This window comes from Chryseobacterium sp. NFX27, assembly GCF_049887855.1.
GTDB lineage: Bacteria > Bacteroidota > Bacteroidia > Flavobacteriales > Weeksellaceae > Chryseobacterium.
On record NZ_JAGEKK010000004.1, the window covers coordinates 142,893 to 165,621 of the forward strand.

General features: G+C 37.6%; 23 protein-coding genes. 12 read left to right on the top strand and 11 right to left on the bottom strand.

Going from position 1 to position 22,729, the window contains the following annotated elements:
- The first annotated feature begins 286 nt into the window (after positions 1-286).
- Positions 287-2,551: an FUSC family membrane protein gene (locus J4Q03_RS06235; protein WP_426047347.1), complete on the top strand. Its 2,265-nt coding sequence runs from the start codon at positions 287-289 to the stop codon at positions 2,549-2,551.
- Here the strand turns inward: J4Q03_RS06235 and J4Q03_RS06240 are convergent.
- Positions 2,532-3,146, bottom strand: a complete 615-nt coding sequence (locus tag J4Q03_RS06240) for a 4'-phosphopantetheinyl transferase superfamily protein (protein WP_426047348.1) — start codon at positions 3,144-3,146, stop codon at positions 2,532-2,534. The two genes, J4Q03_RS06235 and J4Q03_RS06240, sit on opposite strands and share 20 nt — an antisense overlap.
- A gap of 202 nt (positions 3,147-3,348) precedes the next feature.
- Complete coding sequence (locus J4Q03_RS06245; protein WP_426047349.1) at positions 3,349-3,879, bottom strand: HugZ family protein; 531 nt, start codon at positions 3,877-3,879, stop codon at positions 3,349-3,351.
- 166 nt (positions 3,880-4,045) lie between these two features.
- Here J4Q03_RS06245 and ahcY point away from each other — a divergent pair, with 166 nt between their 5' ends.
- Positions 4,046-5,362 carry an adenosylhomocysteinase gene (gene ahcY, locus J4Q03_RS06250; RefSeq protein ID WP_116013564.1) on the top strand — a complete coding sequence of 439 codons (1,317 nt, stop codon included), beginning with the start codon at positions 4,046-4,048 and terminating at the stop codon, positions 5,360-5,362.
- Between the two features lie 28 nt (positions 5,363-5,390).
- Here ahcY and J4Q03_RS06255 read toward each other — a convergent pair whose 3' ends face one another.
- Positions 5,391-5,525 carry a hypothetical protein gene (locus J4Q03_RS06255; RefSeq protein ID WP_426047350.1) on the bottom strand — a complete coding sequence of 45 codons (135 nt, stop codon included), beginning with the start codon at positions 5,523-5,525 and terminating at the stop codon, positions 5,391-5,393.
- A gap of 88 nt (positions 5,526-5,613) precedes the next feature.
- Between J4Q03_RS06255 and yiaA the strand changes: the two genes are divergently transcribed.
- Entirely contained in the window at positions 5,614-6,006 is a 393-nt protein-coding gene (gene yiaA / locus J4Q03_RS06260; RefSeq protein ID WP_034728978.1) for an inner membrane protein YiaA, read from the top strand.
- A 126-nt stretch (positions 6,007-6,132) separates the two neighbouring features.
- Here the strand turns inward: yiaA and purE are convergent, their stop codons facing one another.
- The gene (purE, locus tag J4Q03_RS06265; RefSeq protein ID WP_426047351.1) at positions 6,133-6,636 is read right to left on the bottom strand and encodes a 5-(carboxyamino)imidazole ribonucleotide mutase; all 504 of its coding nucleotides are present in this window, start codon (positions 6,634-6,636) and stop codon (positions 6,133-6,135) included.
- A gap of 186 nt (positions 6,637-6,822) precedes the next feature.
- Here purE and J4Q03_RS06270 point away from each other — a divergent pair, with 186 nt between their 5' ends.
- The 3 genes from J4Q03_RS06270 (at position 6,823) to J4Q03_RS06280 (ending at position 10,673) form a co-directional block, all read left to right on the top strand.
- Entirely contained in the window at positions 6,823-7,728 is a 906-nt protein-coding gene (locus tag J4Q03_RS06270; protein ID WP_426047352.1) for a DMT family transporter, read from the top strand.
- Positions 7,729-7,973: 245 nt separating this feature from the next.
- A complete protein-coding gene (locus tag J4Q03_RS06275) occupies positions 7,974-8,540 on the top strand; it encodes a hypothetical protein (RefSeq protein ID WP_426047353.1) in 567 nt (188 codons plus the stop codon).
- A 9-nt stretch (positions 8,541-8,549) separates the two neighbouring features.
- Entirely contained in the window at positions 8,550-10,673 is a 2,124-nt protein-coding gene (locus tag J4Q03_RS06280) for a cation:proton antiporter (RefSeq protein ID WP_426047354.1), read from the top strand.
- Between the two features lie 65 nt (positions 10,674-10,738).
- On the opposite strand, the gene J4Q03_RS06285 is transcribed toward J4Q03_RS06280, so the two are convergent.
- The 3 genes from J4Q03_RS06285 to J4Q03_RS06295 all read right to left on the bottom strand — a co-directional run bounded on the left by J4Q03_RS06285 (position 10,739) and on the right by J4Q03_RS06295 (position 13,044).
- Positions 10,739-10,933: a bacteriocin-like protein gene (locus J4Q03_RS06285; RefSeq protein WP_426047355.1), complete on the bottom strand. Its 195-nt coding sequence runs from the start codon at positions 10,931-10,933 to the stop codon at positions 10,739-10,741.
- A 404-nt stretch (positions 10,934-11,337) separates the two neighbouring features.
- Entirely contained in the window at positions 11,338-12,450 is a 1,113-nt protein-coding gene (locus tag J4Q03_RS06290; protein ID WP_426047356.1) for a 5-(carboxyamino)imidazole ribonucleotide synthase, read from the bottom strand.
- Between the two features lie 42 nt (positions 12,451-12,492).
- A complete protein-coding gene (locus J4Q03_RS06295; protein ID WP_426047357.1) occupies positions 12,493-13,044 on the bottom strand; it encodes a DUF1543 domain-containing protein in 552 nt (183 codons plus the stop codon).
- Between the two features lie 85 nt (positions 13,045-13,129).
- Here J4Q03_RS06295 and J4Q03_RS06300 point away from each other — a divergent pair, with 85 nt between their 5' ends.
- Positions 13,130-13,960, top strand: a complete 831-nt coding sequence (locus J4Q03_RS06300; protein ID WP_426047358.1) for a sulfite exporter TauE/SafE family protein — start codon at positions 13,130-13,132, stop codon at positions 13,958-13,960.
- Positions 13,960-14,343 (top strand): DUF1634 domain-containing protein, encoded by a 384-nt coding sequence (locus J4Q03_RS06305; RefSeq protein WP_426047359.1) that lies wholly within the window; start codon positions 13,960-13,962, stop codon positions 14,341-14,343. Before J4Q03_RS06300 ends, J4Q03_RS06305 begins: the two co-directional genes overlap by 1 nt.
- 2 nt (positions 14,344-14,345) lie before the next feature.
- On the opposite strand, the gene J4Q03_RS06310 is transcribed toward J4Q03_RS06305, so the two are convergent.
- Positions 14,346-14,723: a VOC family protein gene (locus tag J4Q03_RS06310; protein ID WP_426047360.1), complete on the bottom strand. Its 378-nt coding sequence runs from the start codon at positions 14,721-14,723 to the stop codon at positions 14,346-14,348.
- A 67-nt stretch (positions 14,724-14,790) separates the two neighbouring features.
- Complete coding sequence (locus tag J4Q03_RS06315; RefSeq protein WP_426047361.1) at positions 14,791-15,231, bottom strand: nuclear transport factor 2 family protein; 441 nt, start codon at positions 15,229-15,231, stop codon at positions 14,791-14,793.
- Positions 15,232-15,361: 130 nt separating this feature from the next.
- Between J4Q03_RS06315 and J4Q03_RS06320 the strand changes: the two genes are divergently transcribed.
- Entirely contained in the window at positions 15,362-16,444 is a 1,083-nt protein-coding gene (locus J4Q03_RS06320; protein WP_426047362.1) for an endonuclease/exonuclease/phosphatase family protein, read from the top strand.
- An 89-nt stretch (positions 16,445-16,533) separates the two neighbouring features.
- Here J4Q03_RS06320 and J4Q03_RS06325 read toward each other — a convergent pair whose 3' ends face one another.
- On the bottom strand, positions 16,534-17,820 hold the full coding sequence (locus J4Q03_RS06325) for an adenylosuccinate synthase (protein ID WP_426047363.1): 1,287 nt from the start codon (positions 17,818-17,820) through the stop codon (positions 16,534-16,536).
- 158 nt (positions 17,821-17,978) lie between these two features.
- On the opposite strand from J4Q03_RS06325, the gene J4Q03_RS06330 reads away from it, so the two are divergent.
- From J4Q03_RS06330 to J4Q03_RS06340, 3 genes are all read left to right on the top strand, one after another.
- Entirely contained in the window at positions 17,979-18,569 is a 591-nt protein-coding gene (locus tag J4Q03_RS06330; RefSeq protein ID WP_426047364.1) for a hypothetical protein, read from the top strand.
- Positions 18,562-19,581, top strand: coding sequence for a Kiwa anti-phage protein KwaB-like domain-containing protein (locus J4Q03_RS06335; protein ID WP_426047365.1), 1,020 nt, complete (start codon positions 18,562-18,564; stop codon positions 19,579-19,581). The genes J4Q03_RS06330 and J4Q03_RS06335 overlap by 8 nt, the downstream gene beginning before the upstream one ends.
- A 209-nt stretch (positions 19,582-19,790) precedes the next feature.
- A complete protein-coding gene (locus J4Q03_RS06340) occupies positions 19,791-20,735 on the top strand; it encodes an alpha/beta fold hydrolase (protein ID WP_426047366.1) in 945 nt (314 codons plus the stop codon).
- A 131-nt stretch (positions 20,736-20,866) separates the two neighbouring features.
- Here the strand turns inward: J4Q03_RS06340 and J4Q03_RS06345 are convergent, their stop codons facing one another.
- Entirely contained in the window at positions 20,867-22,456 is a 1,590-nt protein-coding gene (locus tag J4Q03_RS06345) for an ABC-F family ATP-binding cassette domain-containing protein (RefSeq protein WP_426047367.1), read from the bottom strand.
- Positions 22,457-22,729: the final 273 nt, after the last annotated feature.

Here is a 22,729-nt window from a genome sequence, read left to right on the forward strand (position 1 = left end):
TTGTTTGCACTGAGTCAGCGACTGGACAATGGTGAATTTGCTTCGCAAGTGACTAGTGAATTTGTTGAGGAATAAAAAGAAAGTTCACTGCAAAGAAAATTGACAGCACAGCTTATTCACCATTCATAATTTTACGGCGAACAGTACAATCTTTCATACCAGATTCGCCATAAGCACAACGATCCAAATTGCCAATTGACAAATTATTAAAGAAATATAATATATAAGTTTGCAAAAGTCTCATTTTTATAAGGCGTTTCTTGTTTTCAATAATTAATTTTGTAGTATGAACTATTCAGCAGAACTCAAAAAATTTGTTACCAGCCAATATGTATATTCTGCGATCAGAATTACGCTGGCAACCGTTCTGCCCTGTTTAGTCCTTGCCCACTTCGGAATTTTAAAAGAATACTTTCTTTTTCCCCTCGGAACCAGCTTTGTAGCACTTTGTGATCAGCCCGGGCCTTTTATAAGAAGGAGAAATGCACTAACGTTTGCTATTTTTTGTTTTGTGTTCGTTGCATTTATCGCCAGCATGATTATGAATTTTAAAGTTCTGGTCATTCTGGAAATCATTGTGTTCGGAATGTTTTTCTCTCTTATCGGAGTCTATGGACAAAGGCTTGCCGCCGTGGGTTCGTTATCTCTTGTTGTAATGGCAATCTTTATTGACGGACATCTTACCGGGGGTAATATTTTTAAGAGCCTGCTGATCTTTGCGTCCGGCTGTATCTGGTTTTTGTTGATTTTCCTTATAGTCACCACTATCCAGCCTTATAAACTGGCGGGGCAGATGATCGGGGAAAATTACCTGCAGCTCGCAGAATTTTTAAAGATCAAAGCTAATTATTACCAGAAAAATCCTGATTTTGATAAGCTTACCACTCAGGTCATTGCCAAACAGATCGGGATCAAAAACCTTCAGGAAGAAACAAGGGAAACCGTTTTCAAAACGAGAACCATCGTTAATGAATCAACCACCACCAGCCGGTTACTGATGCTGATGTTTTTGAATTCCATGGACCTTCATGAAAAACTGATGACCTCTGAAAGCGATTATCAGAAACTGCAGCAGAGCTTTGAAGACAGTATGATCCTGGTCAATATCCACGACTACCTCAACCTGCTTGCCGAAGAAATTACCAATATAGGAATCTCGCTACAGATCGGAACAAGGGCAAGATCCATATTCGATCTGGAGCATGAGCTGAAAAACCTTAACGTTCATTATTTTGATTTACGTAATAAACAGATGACGCCTGATAATCTGGAAAATTTCATGATCCTCCGCCAGATTCTGATGCGCATCAACGAGATTACAAAAGAGATCAACGAGATCTATAAAGTATTTTCCCAGGATGTAAAACTGGCTAAAAGTCTTTCCACCGGTTTAGATTTAAAAAAATTCATGCCTAATGAAGAAAAGCTCAACTTCAAAGTTTTAAAGAATAATATTTCGCTTTCATCCTCTCATTTCAGACATGCGATAAGAATTACCACGGCCCTGCTTGTAGGTTATCTTTTCTCTATGTTCGATTTTCTGGGTCTGGGTCATACCTATTGGATCCTGATCACGATTACAGCGATATTGAAGCCCGCCTACTCCATTACAAAAAAGAGAAATCTTCTCCGTTTATACGGAACCATTGCAGGTGCAGTTATTGCCTATACGATTCTACATTTTATACACTTCAATGGTCTTTTATTTACTATTCTGCTTTTAAGCATGATCATGTGTTTCAGTTTTCTGAAAGGCCGTTATTTTTGGGCTGTCCTTTTTATGACCATTTATGTTTTTCTGAGCTTTAACTTTTTAAATCCAGGAAATGTAAATGTGATCTTTAAAGACAGGATTCTGGATACCATTATTGCAGGAGTCATTGCTTTTGCCGTATCATATATTGTTCTTCCTGTATGGGAACATACTCAGAACCTTGATCTGATGAAAAAATCTGCAGCAGATAACCTGATCTATTTTAAAAGTGTTATTTCCAAATTCTTGCAGGGAAATTTTGATATAGAAGATTATAAAGTAAAGCGGAAAAATGCTATTATTTCTCTGGCTAACCTTTCCGACAACTTCCAGAGAATGATCTCTGAACCGAAGAACCAGCAGAAAAAACTGGAAGTCGTCCACCAGTTTGTTGCAACATCACATTTGATCACAGCTTATACCGCTTCCCTTTCCCAATACTCTAAAAACAATGAAAAGTATCCTGAAATAGATGCCGAAAGCTGGAGCAGAAAGATTGAAGCCGAAATGCAGCAAACTTCCGTTTTATTACATGGAAACGAGATCAATGAAGTGTTAAAAATGGAAAGCCGTCTGGAACCGGAAGATTCTTCCATTGAAGATATGCTTTCGAAAAGAAAAACAGAAATCGAGGAAAATGATCTGGTTGACAGAAGGGATCCCGATAAAATATCACATTTAACGGAGCTTAAAAACATCCACGATATCCTGGAACTGATCTACGATGTAGCTAAAGAACAGAGAAAAGTGATTGAAAAATACAGAAGCGAAGCAGATGCTACTCCTCCACAATCGTAAAGCAGTAGTCATCAAAAAATTCCACCCTCGCCTTGAACTCATCTGAAAACTGTTCGTCATAAACCCTGCAGCTTATTTTATGAAGATGCTTGAGCTCAAACGGCTTTACTTCGTAATTCTTCTTGAGAGACCAGTATTTGGAATGATGAATCTTGTACATGCTTTCCTTTACACTCCATATAATAGTATAGAAAGCCGGGGCATTATTTTCAGGGATGAACCCTCTTTCATTTTCATAGGTGAATTTATCGATGACCCTTAGGATCTTTGGATTGAATTTTTCAATATCAATGCCTATTTTATTTTTGGAAACCGCTATAGCTGCAAAGGGAAATGAATGGGTGATGGAAACTTCCGCATCTTTAGGTGAAAGGAAAGGCTCTCTTTCTTTATATAGTATTTTGGAATGAGGTTTTAAACCTTTCAGAAGTTTACGGACCATGAGCACCTCCAGAAGTTTTTTCGGATGGTAATCTTTTACCTTTTCTGCATTTTCAGGTTCCAGAAGCTCATTGATGTCAAGTTCTTCGCTTTCATCATATTTCCATACAAGAATCGTGGCATTGTCATCTGAAAAGTCTCGGTAAAGGGGCATCGTTTTTTTATTCGATAAAAGTAGTAAAAAGATGTGGAAGTGGAAAGAGAATAGATGATGGGAGCCGGAAGATGGAAGTTACTTTACTCTTCATAGACGCCATTGACTTTAGGTTTTGATGACAATGAATCTTTTAAACAAAAAAATGTCCTTTATTTAACCATGATAAACTTCCATCTCCCCGCTCCCATCTTTCTAATATTTATTTCGACTGATGGTTCACATCATTTCTGTGCTCAAGAATCTCAAGATTCTCATCAACAAAATAAGCACTTCCAAATCCGTTTACATAAGAACCTTTTACAGGCTGCAGAGCAATAAGAATGAAATCTCCCATATCAGAAATAACATCAACCACTTTTCCGTGAGTTTCTTTAAGCTTAGAAACAACAGTGTTCCAGGTTTCAGAATCTCTTTCTACCTGCGATGCTGTGGCCTCGATGGTGAGACGTTCGCGGGCGTAGATCTGTTTGGTTGCAGATTCGTCTTCAATAAACATCACAGAAGTTTTTCTGCCGTCTGCAAGATTCTTGGTATGTTTTGCCATAAAAGATACCAGAATATATAATGTATTACCTATCTGTACAAAAGGTGCATAGCTGGAATTAGGAATTCCTTCAGCATCTACCGTAGCCAAAATCATACTTTTGGTACGTTCTATCAGTTCCTTTACTTTTGGAGTAACCGGCTTTGCCTTTCTATTGGCCTCTTCCTTGGCATTTGTATGATTCATAGTATAAAATTTATCTGAACAAAAGTAGTTATTTATATTAAGACTAAATAATATTAAACTATGTATAATCTCATAAAGTCTAACTCAGCCTGCCGTTTTTTTATCTTAATTATTAATTGTAATTTTGCATTTCGTTATCAACTGAATTTAAACTTATTCATTACATATGAGTACTACAACACAATACGTTCCTTACAAAGTGAAGGACATATCCCTAGCAGAATGGGGAAGAAAAGAAATTACCCTTGCCGAAGCAGAAATGCCAGGTTTGATGTCTATCCGTGAAGAATACGGACCATCCCAACCTTTAAAAGGAGCAAGAATTGCAGGATGTCTTCACATGACTATCCAAACAGCCGTGCTTATCGAGACATTGGTGGCTTTAGGAGCTGAGGTTACCTGGTCTTCTTGTAATATTTTCTCTACTCAGGATCACGCTGCTGCTGCTATTGCTGCTGCAGGAATTCCCGTTTATGCCTGGAAAGGTCTGAATGAAGAGGAATTTGACTGGTGTATTGAGCAGACTTTATTCTTCGGTGAAGACAGAAAACCATTGAACATGATTTTGGATGATGGTGGAGATTTAACGAACATGGTTTTCGATAAATACCCTGAATTCACAAAAGACATCAAAGGACTTTCTGAAGAAACCACTACAGGTGTACACAGACTGTACGAAAGAATGAAGAACGGAACTTTAGTAATGCCGGCTATCAACGTAAACGATTCGGTAACTAAATCTAAATTCGACAACAAATACGGATGTAAAGAATCTGCAGTAGATGCGGTAAGAAGAGCTACAGACGTTATGCTTGCCGGTAAAAGAGTGGTAGTTTGCGGATACGGAGACGTAGGTAAAGGTACTGCTGCCTCTTTCAGAGGAGCTGGTTCTATCGTTACGGTTACTGAAATTGACCCAATCTGTGCGCTTCAGGCTGCTATGGACGGTTATGAAGTAAAAAGACTGGATACGGTTGTAGACAACGCTGATATTATCATCACTACTACAGGTAACTTTAACATTGTAAGAGGAGAACATTTCCTTAAAATGAAAGATAAAGCGATCGTTTGTAACATCGGTCACTTCGATAATGAAATCGATATGGCTTGGTTAAACAAAAACTACGGTCAGACAAAATCTGAAGTGAAGCCTCAGGTAGACATCTACACATTAGAAGGTGGTAAAGAAGTGATCATCCTTGCTGAAGGTAGATTGGTAAACCTTGGTTGCGCTACAGGTCACCCAAGTTTTGTAATGTCCAATTCTTTCTCTAACCAGACATTAGCTCAGATCGAATTGTGGAACAATTCCGCAGCGTACAAAAATGAAGTGTATATGCTTCCAAAGCATTTAGATGAAAAAGTAGCTGCTTTACACCTTAAAAAATTAAGCGTTGAACTGGAAACTCTTTCTCCGGAACAGGCTGAATATATCGGTGTAGATGTAAAAGGGCCATTCAAGCCTGAATACTACAGATATTAAGATTTATTTCAATCTATATACAATCCCATTATTTAATATAGTGGGATTTTTTTTGCAGCTGTTTCCCGCTATCCGCTTCTACTCCTCGCTCCAAAGCTAAAGCCAGGACATACTGCGGGGTAACCGCTGCTATCGGGGCTAATGAAGTCCCAGTTACTCGCATACCCGTATTTTACCCATATTTTGATACCACGACTGTTAAGTTTAGAAAAAATGAATATATTTAGCCTCTTAAATAAAACAGTTAATTAATGAAAAAACAAAGAGTATCAAATGCGTTCGTAGCCGCATCTTGGGTAGCATTGGGAGCAGGAATGATAGGTTTCATCGTAGGTCTTGCCAGAGCAGAAATGCTGCTGAATGAAAAAGGATATTATTTCACCATCCTTCTTTATGGCCTGTTTGCCGTAGTTTCCCTGCAGAAAGCCGTTCGTGACAGATTGGAAAATATCCCGGTAACGGATATCTATTATGGGATCTGCTGGTTTGCAACGCTTTCTTCCATTGTCTTACTGGCGATAGGGCTTTGGAATGCCACTATACTTCCAAGTGAAAAAGGGTTTTATGCATTTGCATTTCTCCTCGCTCTTTTTGGCGCTATTTCAGTTCAGAAAAATACAAGGGACAATATGGCCCAGGAATAATAACAAACGCTCCGGATATCGGAGCGTTTTTGTTTTATAAATCTATAACTTAAAAGAAAGTCATTCACTTTACCTGATAAGAAAGACAACAAATCTAAAATTCACAATTGACTATTCACAGTTATATTACTTATCATATTGATTCGGATGCTGAGCTTTAATATCATCAACTGTTCCCAATACTTTATCTTTCAAAGAATCCTGATATTTCTGAAGGTTTTCTGCAATTGCATCGTCTGCACTTCCCAGGATCTTTACAGCTAAAATTCCGGCATTCAAAGCTCCGTTTAAAGCGACCGTCGCCACAGGAATTCCGCCCGGCATCTGAAGGATAGACAGGACAGAATCCCACCCATCAATAGAATTGCTGGATAAGATAGGAACCCCGATCACGGGTAATGTGGTACAGCTGGCTACCATTCCCGGAAGATGTGCTGCTCCTCCCGCTCCTGCAATGATCACTTTAAGACCTCTTTCTTTAGCGGTTTTCGCGTAGTCAAACATCCTTTCAGGTGTTCTGTGTGCCGAAACTACCGTCAGCTCATATGGAACATCAAGGCTTTTCAAAAAATTTGCAGCCTGTTCCATGATCGGCAGATCGCTCTGGCTGCCCATTATAATTCCTACCATCTTCAATTTTTATTAGATTGTCAAAGATAAAAAATTAAAACCTGCCGTTACAATATCTTATCTCAGAAAAAATGAACAACGTACTCATTTTGGCCCAAATTTTCCATCTGTATCACTATAAATCACAGCATCTGTATCCATAAAATAGAACTTATTTAGGATATATTTGCCTTTATACCTATCAATTTGAAAGACTATAAACTTACTTTTGCAGTACTGACCGTTGCTATTGTATGGGGAACTACCTTTTTATCCATCAGGGTAGCAGTGGAAACTATTCCTGCATGGTTTGTAGCCGGGATCCGTCAGTTTCTGGCTGCCATTATTATGCTCCTGATTCTCCTGTACAGGAAAGAGTTTAAATGGATTGGCTGGAAAAACCTGAAATACCAGCTTATTTTTTCGACATTAATGCTGATCATTGCGAACGGAATGACAACAGTAGCGGAAGAAGAGGTTACCAGCAGCCTGACTTCCCTAATTAGTGCCTGCTCACCTATTCTCGTTTTCGTGGGAAGCCTGGCATTAGGACTCCAGAAGTTTCATCCAAGAGCTTTTATCGGGGTCATCATGTCTTTCAGTGGAATTGTTTTCATATTTTGGGATGGGATTCATGATCTTAAAAATCCGGACTATGCCTTAGGTATTCTGTTTCTGTTTATTGCCATTGCAGGCTGGGCTTCAGGGACCATCTTTACGAAAAAAATGAATATCCAGAGTGGCAATATTTTTCTGAATCTGTTTTATCAGTTTCTGTTTGCCGGCGTGGTACAGATTATTCTTGCATTTCTGCTCTCAGAAAACTATAATTTTGGGAACTGGAGTATAAAAAGCATATCTGCAATGCTTTATCTGTCTGTTTTTGGCTCTGTAGCAGCATTTTTTGCCTTTCATTATGCATTAACCAAGGTTTCGCCGGTGCAGATATCGATACTTGCCTATATCAATACCCTCATCTCCATATTTTTAAGCTGGCTGATTCTTAATGAAGAAATCAGTGTTAAATTTATTATAGCTGCCGTATTGATTATCGTGGGGGTATTTATCATTAACTATAATCCGCAAATGTTCAAAAAACAGAAATTAGAATAATAAGAATGCAGATTATTCCAACTGTTGAAATCGAAGCTTCAGCATTACCGGAAATAAAAACCGACCCTTTTGTTTTTTTTAAAAATCACCTGTGTGGCCTTATATATGGGCTTTAAAATTTAAGGATTTAAACTGAATATTGACTTCAACAGTGTCATTTTCCCCTATCATTTAAGCTTATTTGAACAGGGAAATTTTATATTTTCCTTATTTTTTCCTATATTGTTTACCCCAATACTGACAATATGCTAAAAAACACAATTTTCCTCCTTCTTGCCGGCTCATTTCTCCTAATCAGCTGTGACTATAAGGAAAAAGAAAAAAATCTGACTGAAAGAGAAAAACAACTGCTCGAAAAAGAAAAAATATTCGCCAAAAAAGAATCTGAGTATCAGTCTCTTTTAAAAATGAGAGACAGTATTTTTGCAAAAAAAGATTCCGTGAAGATCGTTTTATGGCCGGAAGAAATTTCGGGCCCGTGGACCGGAAAAGTCATCTGTACCGAATCTAACTGCAGTGATTATGTAGTGGGTGATCAGCGTACGGATACCTGGGAATTCGACAGCGATTCTATTCATCTGTCGGCAAAAATCATCAACAACAATAACCTGGTAAGGGTTTATTCCGGTAAATTTGAAAATAATGAGGTTAAACTCAATTTCAGAACGGATTCCACTTCTCAAAAGAAAGTAGAGATGAATGTCCTGCTTAATGATATTTCCGATACCAAACTGAAAGGAACAAGAACGATTACTGCCGACAACGGCTGTACAGCCAAATTTTCCGTCGAATTAGTACGTTCCACAAAATAAAAAACACCTATGATTTTACTGAGTATACACAATCTGAGTTTTCCTATAGAAGATCCGGTTCTAAAATTCCTGTTGGTACTGGTCATCATCCTTGCCGCTCCCCTGCTTCTGAATAAAATTAAAGTTCCGCATCTGTTGGGCCTCATCATTGCAGGAGCTGTAATAGGGCCAAACGGCTTTAATGTGCTGGCAAGGGACAGCAGTATTGTTGTAACGGGAACTACGGGTCTCCTTTATATCATGTTTCTTGCAGGATTAGAGATTGATATGGGCGATTTTAAAAAGAATAAATGGAAAAGCCTTACTTTCGGAATCTACACATTTTCCGTTCCTTTCGTCCTGGGTTATCTGGGCGGTTATTATCTGCTGCATTTCTCTATACTGACTTCCATTCTTTTTGCCAGTCTTTTTTCCTCGCACACACTGATCGCCTATCCGTTGGTCAGTAAGCTGGGAATTGCCAAAAACAAAGCGGTGAATATCACAGTTGGCGGAACCATGATTACCGATATTCTGGCGCTTTTGGTGCTTGCCGTGATCGTAGGAATGTCGCAGGGTGATGTGGGTACAGAGTTTTGGCTTAAACTATCTGTTTCCTTTATAGTTTTTGCCCTGATTGTCCTGATTGTATTTCCGATTATAGGACGCTGGTTCTTCAAAAAGGTAGATGACAAGATTTCGCAGTATATTTTTGTCCTTGTCATGATTTATCTGGCAGCGATGCTTGCTGAGCTTGCCGGAGTAGAAGCCATTATTGGGGCGTTCTTTGCCGGACTTGCCTTAAACAGGCTGATTCCGCACACCTCATCTTTAATGAACAGAGTAGAATTTGTAGGAAATGCCATCTTTATTCCGTTCTTCCTGATCAGTGTAGGAATGCTGATCGACTTTAAAGTTTTCTTTAAAAGCTGGGAAACACTGGAAGTAGCAGGAATCATGCTTGTTGCATCCATCGGAGGGAAATATGTGTCAGCCGTAATGACTCAAAAAACGTTCAGACTGTCCAAGGAGGAGGGAAAGCTTATCTTCGGATTGAGCTCTGCTTCTGCAGCGGCAACATTAGCCTCCGTAATGGTAGGATACAATATTATTCTTTCTGAAACGGAGACCGGCGAACCGATAAGATTGCTGAATGAGCACGTACTGAACGGAAGTATTCTTCTGATCCTTATTTCCTGTACCATCTCTTCATTTATTTCAATGGCCAGCGCCCAAAAAATTGCAGAAAGCGACAATGAAGATACGGTTTCCGGCAAAAGCCATGAAGAGGAAAATATCCTTCTGGCTATTAACCATGAGGAAACTGTGGAAAGGATGGTAAATCTTGGTATTTTGATCAAAGCCCATTCTAATACCGAAAACCTGTTTGCTTTAAATGTCATCAATGAGGATAAAAACGAATCTTCTGTAAAAAATGCTGAGAAGCTCCTCCATCAGGCAGCCGATGCTGCTGCCGCAGCTGACGTTAAAATGCAGACGCTTAAAAGGTATGACAACGATGTGATCAACGGGGTTAAAAATGTCATTAAGGAACAGAATATTACAGACCTTATCATTGGGCTGGAAGATGAGAAAGGCTTCTCCCCTTCTTTTGTCTACAATCTCTACAGCGGATATCTTCAGAATGATGACGTGAATGTACTGGTGTACCATGCAGCACAGCCACTCTCCACTATAAAAAAATATGCCGTGATGATTCCTGAAAATGCCCATAAGGAAGCAGGATTCTTCCATGCGATTCTGAGGGTATGGAATATTGCAAGAAATTCCGGTGCCAGCGTCGTTTTTTACGCTCCGGAAAACATTCTGGATATCCTTCAGAAGATCGTTAAGAAAGCCAATATAGAAGCTGAATTTATCATTATGAGTACGTGGCAGGATGGTGAAAAAACAGCGGCAAAGCTAAAAGAAGATGAAGCACTGATTGTCCTGATGGCCAAACGCGGGATGAAGTCCTACATTCCACGTATGAGACTGATCCCGGAATTGCTGAACAGATATTTAAGTGACAATAATTATCTGCTGATCTTCCCGTTCTCAGAATTTGACGAAAACAGCCCGGAAATACGTTCGGTAGGCAACCATGGAGATTTTGTGGAAATAGGAAATGTAATTCAGAAGATTTTTAAATAACAAAAGTGAAATGAAATAGCCGGAAGAAAATCTTCCGGCTATAATTATCAAAGAAATATCTTTTATTACATTACATACCAACGCCCACAAGCATTATGACACCCAAAATTATTTTCCGGATCAAAGCTTGGAGATTGAAGGCATGCTGTCTGACTTGTATAATACGGCTGTCCTGAGCCCCACCATTGTGCACACTCCGGAGTAATTCCTCCTTTTACAGATTTTAAAGATTCTCTTGAGATTTTTTTTAAGTTTTTCATAGTAAGTAGTATTTGATGTTTTATCCGGGTTTTTATACTTCCGGATTTTCCATTATGAAAATACATGTTTTATTTTAATTTCAATGTATTTTTATTACTAAATCACAAAAATAAGTGAAACAAATTTCATAAAGAGGCACAATTCACAATCTAATGTAATATCCGGGAGATATAACAGAGTATTTCTTTATGAAATATTTCCATCATAATTTAGAAAAAATAAGAAGGCTTTAATTAAGAATCTGCTTATTCAATCTTCTATTTTTTTCACGAAAAGTTTTTACATCTAAATTGAAATAAACCAAAGGTAGAATCAGCTTGTTGATTCGATGAAGCAGACGGATTACAGTTATATAAAAAGAGCTGTAATGATCTTACAGCTCTTTTATCTTTTATTTTAAGTTTTATTCGGCAATAACCCTCACCATACTTTTCACTTTCACCAGCTTTTCCATGAGCTCTTCTCTGGAATCAGCCAGCACATTGATGTGCCCCATTTTTCTTCCGGGTTTGGTTTCGGTTTTTCCGTAGAGATGAATATAGGTTTTCGGTAATTGGAGAACATCATCCATTCCTTCGTAGATCACTTTTCCGGCGTGTCCTTCTGCTCCCACAAGATTCAGCATTCCACTGTAGGTAAAAGCATCTGTGTCTGCCAGTGGCAGGTTTTTAACAACGCGGTACATCTGCTCAAACTGGGAATTGGTATTTCCTTCCTGGCTTTGATGGCCTGAATTATGCAGTCTTGGAGCAGTTTCGTTCACCCATATTTTTCCATTTTTATCAAGAAAAAGTTCGATGGCAAAAAGGCCGGGTGAGTTGACAGCAGCAAGAAATTTCTCAGTAACGGAATCAATCTGCTTTTGGATATCATCGCTTAAAAATACAGGACAGATATTGAAATCCAACAGGTTCAACTTTGGATCAGCTACCATTTCTGTTACCGGAAAAGTTTTGGTTTCACCATTTTCATTTCTGGCAACGATGACGGAAAGCTCCTTGTCGATATCAACCAGACTTTCGATCACGGAAGCCTCTTTCCATAAATGCTGATAATCATCTTCTGTTTTGATCACCTGAACGCCTTTTCCGTCATAACCGCCGGTGTTCATTTTCTGCACAAACGGCAAAGGCATCATGATTTTTTCTTCACTATTCCAAACAATCTGAAATTCAGGACTTGGAATACCGTATGTTTTATAGAATTCTTTCTGAAGGATCTTCTGCTGGATGGTTTTAATAATAGTAGCATTAGGAACTACTTTTACACCCTGCTTTTCAAGCGCTGCCAAAGCATCGGCATTAACGTGCTCTATTTCGATGGTAACTACGTCTTTATCTTTACCGAAATTCAGTACCGTATCATAATCGTTGAAATTTCCCTGTGTAAAATGGGAGATGCTGCTGCACGGTGCATCGGAAGCAGGATCCAGTGTATAAAATTGGTCATCGTATTTCAGTGCGCTCTGTATCAGCATTCTTCCGAGCTGTCCGCCTCCTAAAATTCCTATTTTCATTCTTACTTTTATTTTTTTCTATTAGATTTAAATGGAAAGTTTTTATTGAATTTTATCAATCTTCAAATATCCAAGTCCTATTGGATTTTCCTGATTCTCTGCCTCAGATTTTATCAGGATAATGGAATATTTTTCTTTCATTTTTTGTGGCAGTATGTCATTAACATTGAATATATCATCAATATCAACGCCGTGTTTATCATCAATATGGCTTACGGCTCCTTCAAAGCCCATTGTTGCATAAAATTCTGTTGTCTTTGCCCTTTTGATAATTTCACCCATTGATTTTCCTACCATCAGGTGCTGTTCGTGAAACTCTTCAAAAAAACCTTTCTTGTATCCTCCTAAATTAAGGAAATACAGCTGATCTTCAGACGGCTGATCTGTTTTTTCAACGATCTTCACCTCATATCCGTCTGCAAATCTCACTTCCTGATGACAGTCTACATGAATTTTACCTTCCGCTTCTTTCCAGAAATCTTTCATATCGGGAACAAGATCTTTAAGGTTTTCTGCGATCCCGAAAAAAACGTCATGCTGCTCGATATTCCTGCCCTTGGGCGTTGCACCGAGAATGATATAAAATAATTTCATTTCAGTTTTCATAGCTGCAAAAATACGTCAAATTTATCTTTTTTAAACGTTTGGCAGAGTACTACAATAGTTTTATATTTGTAGCATGTCAGAAATCATCATTCTGTTTCTCGGCGCAGTTTCCGCCGGTCTTTTGGGTTCACTTACAGGTTTGGGAGGAGGAGTTATCATTATTCCTTTATTGACGCTGGGTTTCGGCGTTCCGATGCATTATGCCATTGGGGCTTCTTTAATTTCAGTGATCGGTACTTCCTCAGGTGCTGCCGTAGCTTTTGTGAAAGAAGGTTTCACCAATATGAGGATAGGCATGTTCCTGGAAATCGGTACTACTGCGGGAGCTATTATCGGAGCATTGGTTTCCGGAATGCTTAATCCCAATACCATCGGAATTATTTTTGCAAGTATCCTTTTATTAACAGTTATTATCAACCTTAAGGGAAAACCTGATCACCAGGAACCTTTGATAAAAGGAAGTCTTGAAGAAAAACTGAAACTGTACGGAACTTTTCCTGACAAAGGGGTTTTAAAAAGCTATTCTGCAAGAAATACGGTTCCGGGATTCCTGATGATGCTGTTTGCCGGTGCCATGTCCGGGCTTCTAGGAATCGGTTCCGGTGCATTGAAGGTTCTGGCAATGGACAATATGATGAAGCTGCCATTTAAGGTTTCTACGACTACAAGTAACTTTATGATCGGTGTAACAGCTGTGGCCAGTGCCCTGATTTACTTCCAGAGAGGTGAGATTATTCCTGTAATTGTGGCTCCTGTACTGATTGGTGTGGTGGTAGGAAGTTTCATTGGTTCAAAAACCCTGATGGTATCCAAGACGAAGAAATTAAAGGTATTCTTTGCGATCGTGATTACCATTCTATCTATATATATGATGTATAACGGTATCAATAAAAGTTTCAGATAATGAGAAAGAATTTTACAGATGTGGATCTGAACCGTTCGGTAGGAAATCTTCTGAGACTGGGCGTTATTTTGTCTGTGGCAACGTCATTGATCGGCTTTATCAAACTTTTTATGGAAGGCTTTAAAATGCCTAAAAAATACACTTCTCTGGACATGGGTTCCTCTTCTGAAAAGGTATGGAGCATGTTTTGGAATTCTTTATGCAAGGGAGAAGGGATGGCCATTATTCAGCTGGGAATACTGCTTCTGATCTTTACTCCTCTGGTTAGGATTATTTTTGCACTGATAGGCTATTTAAAAGAAAAAGACTACGTGTATGTAGTCATTTCTTCAATCGTGCTGGCCATTATGGCAGTCAGTTTCTTTACGGGTTACGCCCACTAATTTTACATTTCATAAAACTCCAGCGGAAGCTGATCCGGATCCTGGGTAAAGAAAAATTCTTTTCCTGTATATTCATCTATGCGGATATCTTCACAGATGAGACCTTTTTCTATGAGCTCTTTTCTTTTGTTTTCTACATTCTCTACTGAAAAGGCCAGATGCCTTAAGCCACATGATTCAGGACGGGAAGGTCTTGGCGGAGGATCAGGAAATGAGAACAGCTCAATAACATAATGGTCCCCAATAGCGAGATCAAGTTTATATGACTGTCTTTCTTCACGGTAAACTTCGCGGATAATACTAAGACCTAAAACTTCAGTATAGAATTTCTTTGAAACTTTATAATCTGAGCATATAATGGCAATGTGATGGATCTTCATTTTACATCTTTTAATTCTTCCTTCAGCTTCTATAGATTTAGAAGTGAAATCAGATTTTAATTCTTAATTATTTTAATTCTCTGCAGTTTTCTTTTCTTCGGGTATCGATAATATACTGAATTTTCCAGTCATTCTGCTGCTTGACCAATTGAAAGCTGTTTGCCCCGCAGTGTGAAAATTTGCCTTTAAAGAAGAAGGAATAAGGCGTAAATACACTGGCAAGCCCGCCATCCGTATGTATAGCATCAATGACAATTCTTTCATCAAGGTCATCTTTTGAAAATTTGGAAACGGAAGCGATAAATTCCTGTATATTTTCATTTTTCACTGTTCCGTCTTTAGCAATGCTCTGAAGAACAGCTCCTTCTGCAAAGGCAGATTTCATCAGTTCAGGATCTGCATTCTGCATTCCTAAAAACAGATTACGGATCGGTTTTTCTATTTCCTGATTCTGCTGTCCGAAACAGAAGGTACCGAATAGCAGGGCAGCTGCAATAAGTTTATTCATATGGGCTTAATTAATCTGACAGAATAAAAATAGGGAAAATTATGCTAAACTATTAAATTAACAAAGCTTAAAAGCGAATTGATTTGAATTCTATAAAAAATAAACTATTTTTATCCGTTGATTAGATTATATGTGGGGTATTTATTTGTCGTTAATCGGATTGCTGGTGCTTTTGACACTCTTGCCTAAAATTCAGAATTCCCATTGGATATTCAGGGTTCCGGAATTTGGTAAGATTCAGATTACGTATGCTGTTTTGATTACTTTTGTTTTGGGGCTTTTACTTGATCAGCCTCAGCATATCTGGTATTCACAGAGTCTTCTGCTGTTACTGTTTATTCATCACGGGGTTACCCTTGTGAAATATACTCCGCTTTATCCGGTCAAAAGACATAAGCAGCAGCATAAATCTTCTCAAAAACTGCATTTTATTTCTGCCAATGTTTACCAGTTTAATAAGGAATACGACAGATTTATTCAGCTTATTAATAAATACAGCCCCGAAGTTTTTCTGACCATGGAAAGTAATGGAGATTGGGAACAGGCCATGAAAGTTCTTGAAACAGATTATCCTTTCCAGCATAAAGTAAACCTTGAAAATACCTATGGAATGCACTTCTACTCTAAACTTGAGATCAAGAGTGCACAGACTCATTATTTTGTAGCTGATGATATTCCGAGCATTGAGGTACATCTAAAGACTGAAGATGGCTTTTCGTTTGTATTTTTCGGGGTGCATCCGCCCCCGCCAAGTCCTACTGAAGAGGAAACCTCAAAAGAGAGAGACGGTGATCTTTTAAGTGCGGCCAAACGGGTAAAAGATATCCATGAGCCGGTTATTGTTGTAGGAGATTTTAATAATGTGGCATGGTCGAAATCATCCATATTATTTAGAAAAACAAGCCATTTGATTGATCCCAGAATAGGACGTTCCTTTGTGTCTACCTTTCATGCCAAATACCGTCTGTTGAGATTCCCTATCGATCTGATGTTCCACAGTGAAGATATTTTCATCAAAGAGCTTAAAACCCTGGAAAATTTTGGATCAGACCATCTTCCGGTATATTGTGAGTTTTTCATAGACCATCATAATGAAGAGCAGGAAGAGCAGGTGCAGGAAGCTACCCATGAAGAGAAAGCGGAAGCAGAAGAGATGATACAGGAGGGAAAAGAAGAAGATGGCAACCGCGATGAAGTGGTAACGGAAGGATAAATAGTCCTGATAAAAAAACGATAATTTATCTATAAAAAAAGAGACCGTCATGTGACAGTCTCTTTCTTGTTTATATTGTATTCTAAATATTAGAATAATTCTTTTCTGATAATATTCTGACTTCTTTCAGGGCCTACAGAAACCAAATATACGTTGATTCCCAGGTATTCCTCAATGAATTCAATGTATTTCTGAGCATTATCCGGAAGTTCGTCATAGCTTCTTACTTTGGTAAGATCTTCATTCCATCCCGGTAAATCATGATAGATTGGCTCGTAGTTATATAATTTCTCTGTTGAAGAAGTGAAATAATCGATGATCTTATCGTCTTCTGTTTTATAATGGGTAACGATTTTCAGGTTTTCAATTCCTGTAAGTACGTCCAGTTTTGTAATAACAAGATTATTGATTCCGTTGATCATACAAGCATGCTTTAAAGAAACAAGGTCTAACCAGCCTGTTCTTCTCGGTCTGCCTGTTGTGGCTCCAAATTCACCACCAATCTGTCTGATGCTTTCTCCTAATTCATTATCCAGTTCGGAAGGGAAAGGTCCGTTTCCTACTCTTGTACAATAGGCTTTGGCAACACCGATAAGGTTCTGAAGTGAAGTTGGCGGCACCCCGGCACCTGAACAAACTCCTCCTGTAGAAGGTGAAGATGAAGTTACGTACGGATATGTTCCAAAGTCGATATCCAGCATCAAAGCCTGAGCTCCTTCAAATAAAACATTTTTACCGTCTCTGATGGCTTCATTCAATTCAACTTCTGTATCTACAATTCTGTCCTGAAGCTGTTTTCCGATCGCTAAAAACTCGTTGTAAATTTCTTCTACGTCCAATGTAGGTTTTCCGTAGTATTTTTCAAAAAGAGAATTTTTAACTTTTAAGTTTTTCTCAATTTTATCTCTTAAGATTTCAGGATTTAAAAGGTCTACCATTCTGATCCCGATTCTTGCGATCTTATCTTCATAGCAAGGCCCGATTCCTTTCTTCGTAGTCCCGATCTGAGTTCCTCCATGTTCCTCTTCACGGTAGGTATCCAAAAGAATGTGGTAAGGCATGATCACATGCGCTCTTCTGCTGATAAAAATGTGGTCAGTTCTCATGCCTTTGCTTTCGATCTGGCCAACCTCTTTAATGAAAGATTTTGGGTTTACCACTACTCCATTAGCAATGATACACTTCCCTTTGCACTGCAGTACACCAGAAGGAAGAAGGTGAAGTACAAATTTTTCTTCGCCTACATAAACCGTGTGACCAGCGTTGTCTCCACCCTGGAAACGAACAACATAATCCGATTTAGCCGATAAAACATCCGTGATTTTTCCTTTACCTTCATCTCCATACTGAAGACCTACAACTACGTAAGTTGACATATTTTACTTTTATTTTAGATTCATGCAAAATTACTTTTTAAAAATAGGGTGGGCAAATTATGAGAGAAATTTATTTTTGGGGTTGAGGTGGAAATCATTACGGTTTACCTTTTTTTGATTGATTAATTATATCTATATTTGATTTAATTCAAAAACTAATGAAAAAGGTAAAATTAAATAATATTGCAATTTTAGTATTATTTATCACTTCATATATCCCATTATTCAGTTTATTAATCATAAGACAAATAAAACAGAATATTGATTATTTAGAACTTGGAGAATTAAAAAAAGCAAATATTCTTTTGGCCTTTGAAAAGTTTGGATTAAGTTATTTCTTTTTTTTTATTTCAATTTTAGGCTATATAGGTTTGCGGTTTTTACTAACTAATCTTAATATAAGTAAATCTAACGGAGAACTTGTAAAGATTGTTGATGTCGAAAATAAAAATAGTGAAAGCATTGGATATATATCAACATATATTGTTCCCTTTATTTTTCAAGATACAAATAACTTATTTGATATTTCTTCAATCATTTTAGTTTTATTAATGATATTTTTTATTTATACAAAATCAAATATGATAGCTATAAACCCCATATTAAGTATCACTCACACTTTATATCAAATTGAATACAATAAAAAAAATAAAATAAAAAAAGCTCTTCTAATAACTAAAGAAGAAAATTTAGAAAATAATGAGGAGATTAAAATAAATCTAATTACCAAGAATATATACTATGGATAAATCTTTATTAATTGATGTCATAAATAAAGCAAGTGTTGAAAATTTAAACATGTATTTCGTTACGAGAATTCTAAAGGAAGGAGTGAGAGCAAACTCTAGAGTCTTAGAAAAGTTTGATTTCAAAGTATATCAAATAGAAATTACTGAAGAAGTTAGAAAATATCTTTATGATCTTTCATTAAAGCAATTCAAAAGAATTGAAGAAAATGATGATTTACATTTTTTCGATTATGATATAGTTGCTGATGAAACCCAACATCTTTTTACTTATCAAATGGAAAACAAAATAGGTTCTTTTTCTGATGTTGTTTACAATCAACTTAATGGAAGTCCACAAAAAATAACTGATCTCAACGAAATCCTTCAAGACGAAACACTTTGGGCGTATTGTACCGAATTTGAATTAAATAGTAACAAATCATTTTATACTTTTAGAAAAATTTCTCCTGGAAAAGTAGGTGTTGAAAAGCAAAAAGACCAAGAAAAGAAATCTTTTGGCTCTCAAATCAGGACCTATTTTGATACTAATACAAACACCCTATCTTTACTAAAAAGTGAAACCGTTTATTTAGATAAACAAATAGATTGCATCTTTTATGAAGAAACATTTTATGTACTTAAAAAGTTTTTCTTTGAACAGCTTGTAGGATTGCAAGAAGAATACAAAAGGGTTGCAGAAGAAGTTGCAAATTCTTTAGCAAGACATGAGTGTTTTGGTGATATTAAGTTATTATCTGAAAAGATTGAAAAAAATTCATCAATGCATAAAAAGTTAATTAAATTACAAAAAATAGGAAATTTAAATGCCTTATCTTCTAGGACTATAAACAAACTAGAAAAATTAGGCAGAAAGAAAAATGCTCCAATTAACATAAAAGATGGAAAAATTCAATTTGAAAGCGAAGAAGATATTGATAATGTTATTAAATTACTATGTGATTATTTTAAAACTGGGGACTACTCTGGCAAATCGTATGGAACCTATGCTGGAAAAGTTCAAATTGAAGAATAATAAATTGACCTTCCATATTTAATTAGAAAGTCAATTTATTGTTCACCAAAACTTCACCATTCACCTCAAACTCATCATGCGAAATCACCACCAAAGTCCCATGATAGTCCTTAATAGAATTCGTGAGAATTTCTACATTTTGTAGTTCTAAATTATATTCTGATTAGATATAAAAAATTACTTTTTTCATTAATTCTATATCTTTCATTATGGCATCACAAAAATCATCCTACTTCTCCCCAACACCTACCAGCGAGGCAAAACTCTTCCATACCCTGTTCACTCCTGACACAGTTCCCGTAAAAGCTACGCTGCTCATCATCCACGGCATGCAGGAACACAGCGGAAGATATGCTGAAATTGCCGGTTATTTTACAGACCGGGGATTAGCTGTACTCACCTATGATCATCTGGGACATGGGAAATCTGTGAAAGACAAAAAAGACATCGGGTTTTTCCAGCTGGACCAACCCGATGAAAAGCTTATTTCAGATGCTGAAGCAATGAGTAAATATCTCCACCAACAATATCCGGATGTACCCCACTTCGTTCTTGGACATTCTATGGGGTCATTTGTTACGCGCTGTCTTCTTCAGAGAGCTGGCAGCCAGTTTACAGGAGCTATTATTACAGGAACAGGAGGCCCCCTGGCCGGTATCAGTCTGATAAAAGGATACCTTTCATTAGCCAACAAAATAGCACCGCATTATCCGACTTACCTCAATACTCTTTTCAATATTGTTAATAACAAGCATTTCAAGAAAGATCCGGACTTCAATGACACAAGCTGGCTCAGCCTGAATCCGGCCAACAGAAAAGCTTTTACCAAGGATGAGCTGTGCGGACTTCCTTTTACCAATAATGCTTTTTATACGCTGTTCAGTATTTACAAAAAAGCTGCGGCAAGAAACTGGGCTAACACTATTCCGAAGTCTTTCCCTTTTCTTTTTATCAGTGGACAGAATGATCCGATAGGAGATTTCAGCAAAGGCGTGCTGCAAACTGTTGATCATTTAAAACAGGATGGATTTAAAGATGTAAGTACAAAAATCTATCCCGAAATGCGCCACGAAATATTAAATGAGGAAATCCGGGAAGAGGTCTTCAATCATATATACCAGTGGATTTTAACCGTCATTGCGAACCGTAGGTGAAGCACTCTAATTCTGTTCCATTAAAATTAGAAGAGATTGCTTCGTCGCTGTGCTCCTCGCAATGACAAATTACATCTGCTCAATCAGCAAAATCTACGAGAGCATAAAACATCAGGTCATAATGCTTCTATTTAAGCCAAAACAATCTCCCTTTCCACTCCGGTCTCTTCCTGAAACAGCTCATCATGAGAGATCATCACCAAAGTTCCATGATAATCCTTAATAGAATTCGTAAGAATTTCCACATTCTGCAGATCTAAATTATTCGTAGGTTCATCAAGAATAATCATATCAGGAGCTTTACTGCTTATGGAAAGTGCACAGAGAAGCAGCCTCAAGCGTTCTCCTCCACTCAATACTCCGCATTTCTTATCCCAGGTTTCTTTTCCAAACAGAAATCGGGACAACAGGGTTTTCACTTCAGATTCCTGCATTGCACCATCATTAAACTGCTGCACAAATTCATAAACACTTATTTCCTGCCCGATCAGGGAATATTCCTGATCCACATAAATTGTATTAAATTCGGATCTCTTTATTTTTCCTTCGGACGGATTCAGGCTTCCCAACAACAGTTTTATCAGAGTTGTTTTCCCCGATCCGTTTGAACCTTTGATAGAAATTCTGTCACCACTCCTGATCTCAAGACTGATATTGTCTTTCCAGAGGTTTTCATTTCCGTATGTGAAATTAATATCTTCCGCACTGATCAGAATTTTGCCGGAGTGCAGATTGGAATCGTTGAAATTCACTTTCATCTGATCAGAATTTTTCAAGGAAGAACGAAGATCCCGAAGATCACCGGAAATACCACTGATCTTTTCAGCATGAACATCTTTTAATTTGGAAGTATTTTTTTCAGCGTTATTCCGCAGGGTATTCATCATAATTCTTGCTACACCGGATTTCTCCTGTTTCTGTTTTCCTCTTGCATCCAGCTTCTGTTTGCGCTCTATAGTTTCCCGCTCCTTTTCTTTTGCCTTTTTCAAAGCCCTTTCTTTAGCATGAATGTCATTCTGGAGCGCTTCCTGCTCTATTTTTTTCTGTTCAGTATAAAAATCATAATTCCCGCCATAGGTAGAAATTCCCTGGTTGCTTAATTCAAAAATGGTATCAACTAAATTCAGCAAAATACGGTCATGACTCACAATCACAACAGTCGAATTTGTTTTTTCAATGAAATCATACAACAGATTTCGTCCTTCCAGATCGAGATGATTTGTAGGTTCATCCAGGATAATAATATCGGGCTGATTAATTTGAATCCCAGCCAGAAAAACTTTTGTTTTCTGTCCTCCGCTTAAGCTTTCCAGCTTTTGACTTAATTCCAGGTCTTCAAGTTTCCAGTAACTCAGTGCATTCCGGCAGCGTTCCTCAATATCCCAGTCGTCATTTAAAATTTCGAAATATTCTTCATCCACCTCGCCACTGATGATCTTTTGAAGAGCATTCAGTTTTTTGTCAATTTTAAGACATTCTGCAACGGACAGATGATCAAAATTGCCAAACATCTGTGGAACACAGTATACATCGCCCTTCACCGTTACACTTCCTTCTAAAGGCTGAATTTCCCGGGCAATGATCTTCAGAAGTGTAGACTTCCCAATACCGTTGCTTCCTGCTAATGCAGATATGGTGTGAGACTGTATGGTTAAATTGATTGTATTAAAAAGGAGATTCCCTCCGGGAAACCCGTAAGATATATTTTGCAGTAAAATCATTATTTCTTTCTTAGTAATAGTTAAACATCAGCAGCACTTGCGCTACTGTTTGATAAAATCGGAAAGAAACTGAATCCTACATGCTCTATAATTGGGTTTAGAAATACAAAGATAGCAAATTATTAATTATTCATTTTTTACAGGTAAAAAAAATAAAATCTTCATATAAAAAATAAAGGTAAAGGCTAAAAGAGTCTATTACTTTCGCCACCATTAAATTCAACAGATCAAAAATTTTCTTTAAGCCAAGAAGCCGGATAATGGAGATTTTAT

Coding starts and splice junctions, on each gene's coding strand:
- J4Q03_RS06235 (WP_426047347.1), top strand. CDS start 287: ATGAACTATTCAGCAGAACTCAAAAAATTTGTTACCAGCCAATATGTA.
- J4Q03_RS06240 (WP_426047348.1), bottom strand. CDS start 3,146: ATGCCCCTTTACCGAGACTTTTCAGATGACAATGCCACGATTCTTGTA.
- J4Q03_RS06245 (WP_426047349.1), bottom strand. CDS start 3,879: ATGAATCATACAAATGCCAAGGAAGAGGCCAATAGAAAGGCAAAGCCG.
- ahcY (WP_116013564.1), top strand. CDS start 4,046: ATGAGTACTACAACACAATACGTTCCTTACAAAGTGAAGGACATATCC.
- J4Q03_RS06255 (WP_426047350.1), bottom strand. CDS start 5,525: ATGCGAGTAACTGGGACTTCATTAGCCCCGATAGCAGCGGTTACCCCG.
- yiaA (WP_034728978.1), top strand. CDS start 5,614: ATGAAAAAACAAAGAGTATCAAATGCGTTCGTAGCCGCATCTTGGGTA.
- purE (WP_426047351.1), bottom strand. CDS start 6,636: ATGGTAGGAATTATAATGGGCAGCCAGAGCGATCTGCCGATCATGGAA.
- J4Q03_RS06275 (WP_426047353.1), top strand. CDS start 7,974: ATGCTAAAAAACACAATTTTCCTCCTTCTTGCCGGCTCATTTCTCCTA.
- J4Q03_RS06280 (WP_426047354.1), top strand. CDS start 8,550: ATGATTTTACTGAGTATACACAATCTGAGTTTTCCTATAGAAGATCCG.
- J4Q03_RS06285 (WP_426047355.1), bottom strand. CDS start 10,933: ATGAAAAACTTAAAAAAAATCTCAAGAGAATCTTTAAAATCTGTAAAA.
- J4Q03_RS06290 (WP_426047356.1), bottom strand. CDS start 12,450: ATGAAAATAGGAATTTTAGGAGGCGGACAGCTCGGAAGAATGCTGATA.
- J4Q03_RS06295 (WP_426047357.1), bottom strand. CDS start 13,044: ATGAAATTATTTTATATCATTCTCGGTGCAACGCCCAAGGGCAGGAAT.
- J4Q03_RS06300 (WP_426047358.1), top strand. CDS start 13,130: ATGTCAGAAATCATCATTCTGTTTCTCGGCGCAGTTTCCGCCGGTCTT.
- J4Q03_RS06305 (WP_426047359.1), top strand. CDS start 13,960: ATGAGAAAGAATTTTACAGATGTGGATCTGAACCGTTCGGTAGGAAAT.
- J4Q03_RS06310 (WP_426047360.1), bottom strand. CDS start 14,723: ATGAAGATCCATCACATTGCCATTATATGCTCAGATTATAAAGTTTCA.
- J4Q03_RS06315 (WP_426047361.1), bottom strand. CDS start 15,231: ATGAATAAACTTATTGCAGCTGCCCTGCTATTCGGTACCTTCTGTTTC.
- J4Q03_RS06320 (WP_426047362.1), top strand. CDS start 15,362: ATGTGGGGTATTTATTTGTCGTTAATCGGATTGCTGGTGCTTTTGACA.
- J4Q03_RS06325 (WP_426047363.1), bottom strand. CDS start 17,820: ATGTCAACTTACGTAGTTGTAGGTCTTCAGTATGGAGATGAAGGTAAA.
- J4Q03_RS06330 (WP_426047364.1), top strand. CDS start 17,979: ATGAAAAAGGTAAAATTAAATAATATTGCAATTTTAGTATTATTTATC.
- J4Q03_RS06335 (WP_426047365.1), top strand. CDS start 18,562: ATGGATAAATCTTTATTAATTGATGTCATAAATAAAGCAAGTGTTGAA.
- J4Q03_RS06340 (WP_426047366.1), top strand. CDS start 19,791: ATGGCATCACAAAAATCATCCTACTTCTCCCCAACACCTACCAGCGAG.
- J4Q03_RS06345 (WP_426047367.1), bottom strand. CDS start 22,456: ATGATTTTACTGCAAAATATATCTTACGGGTTTCCCGGAGGGAATCTC.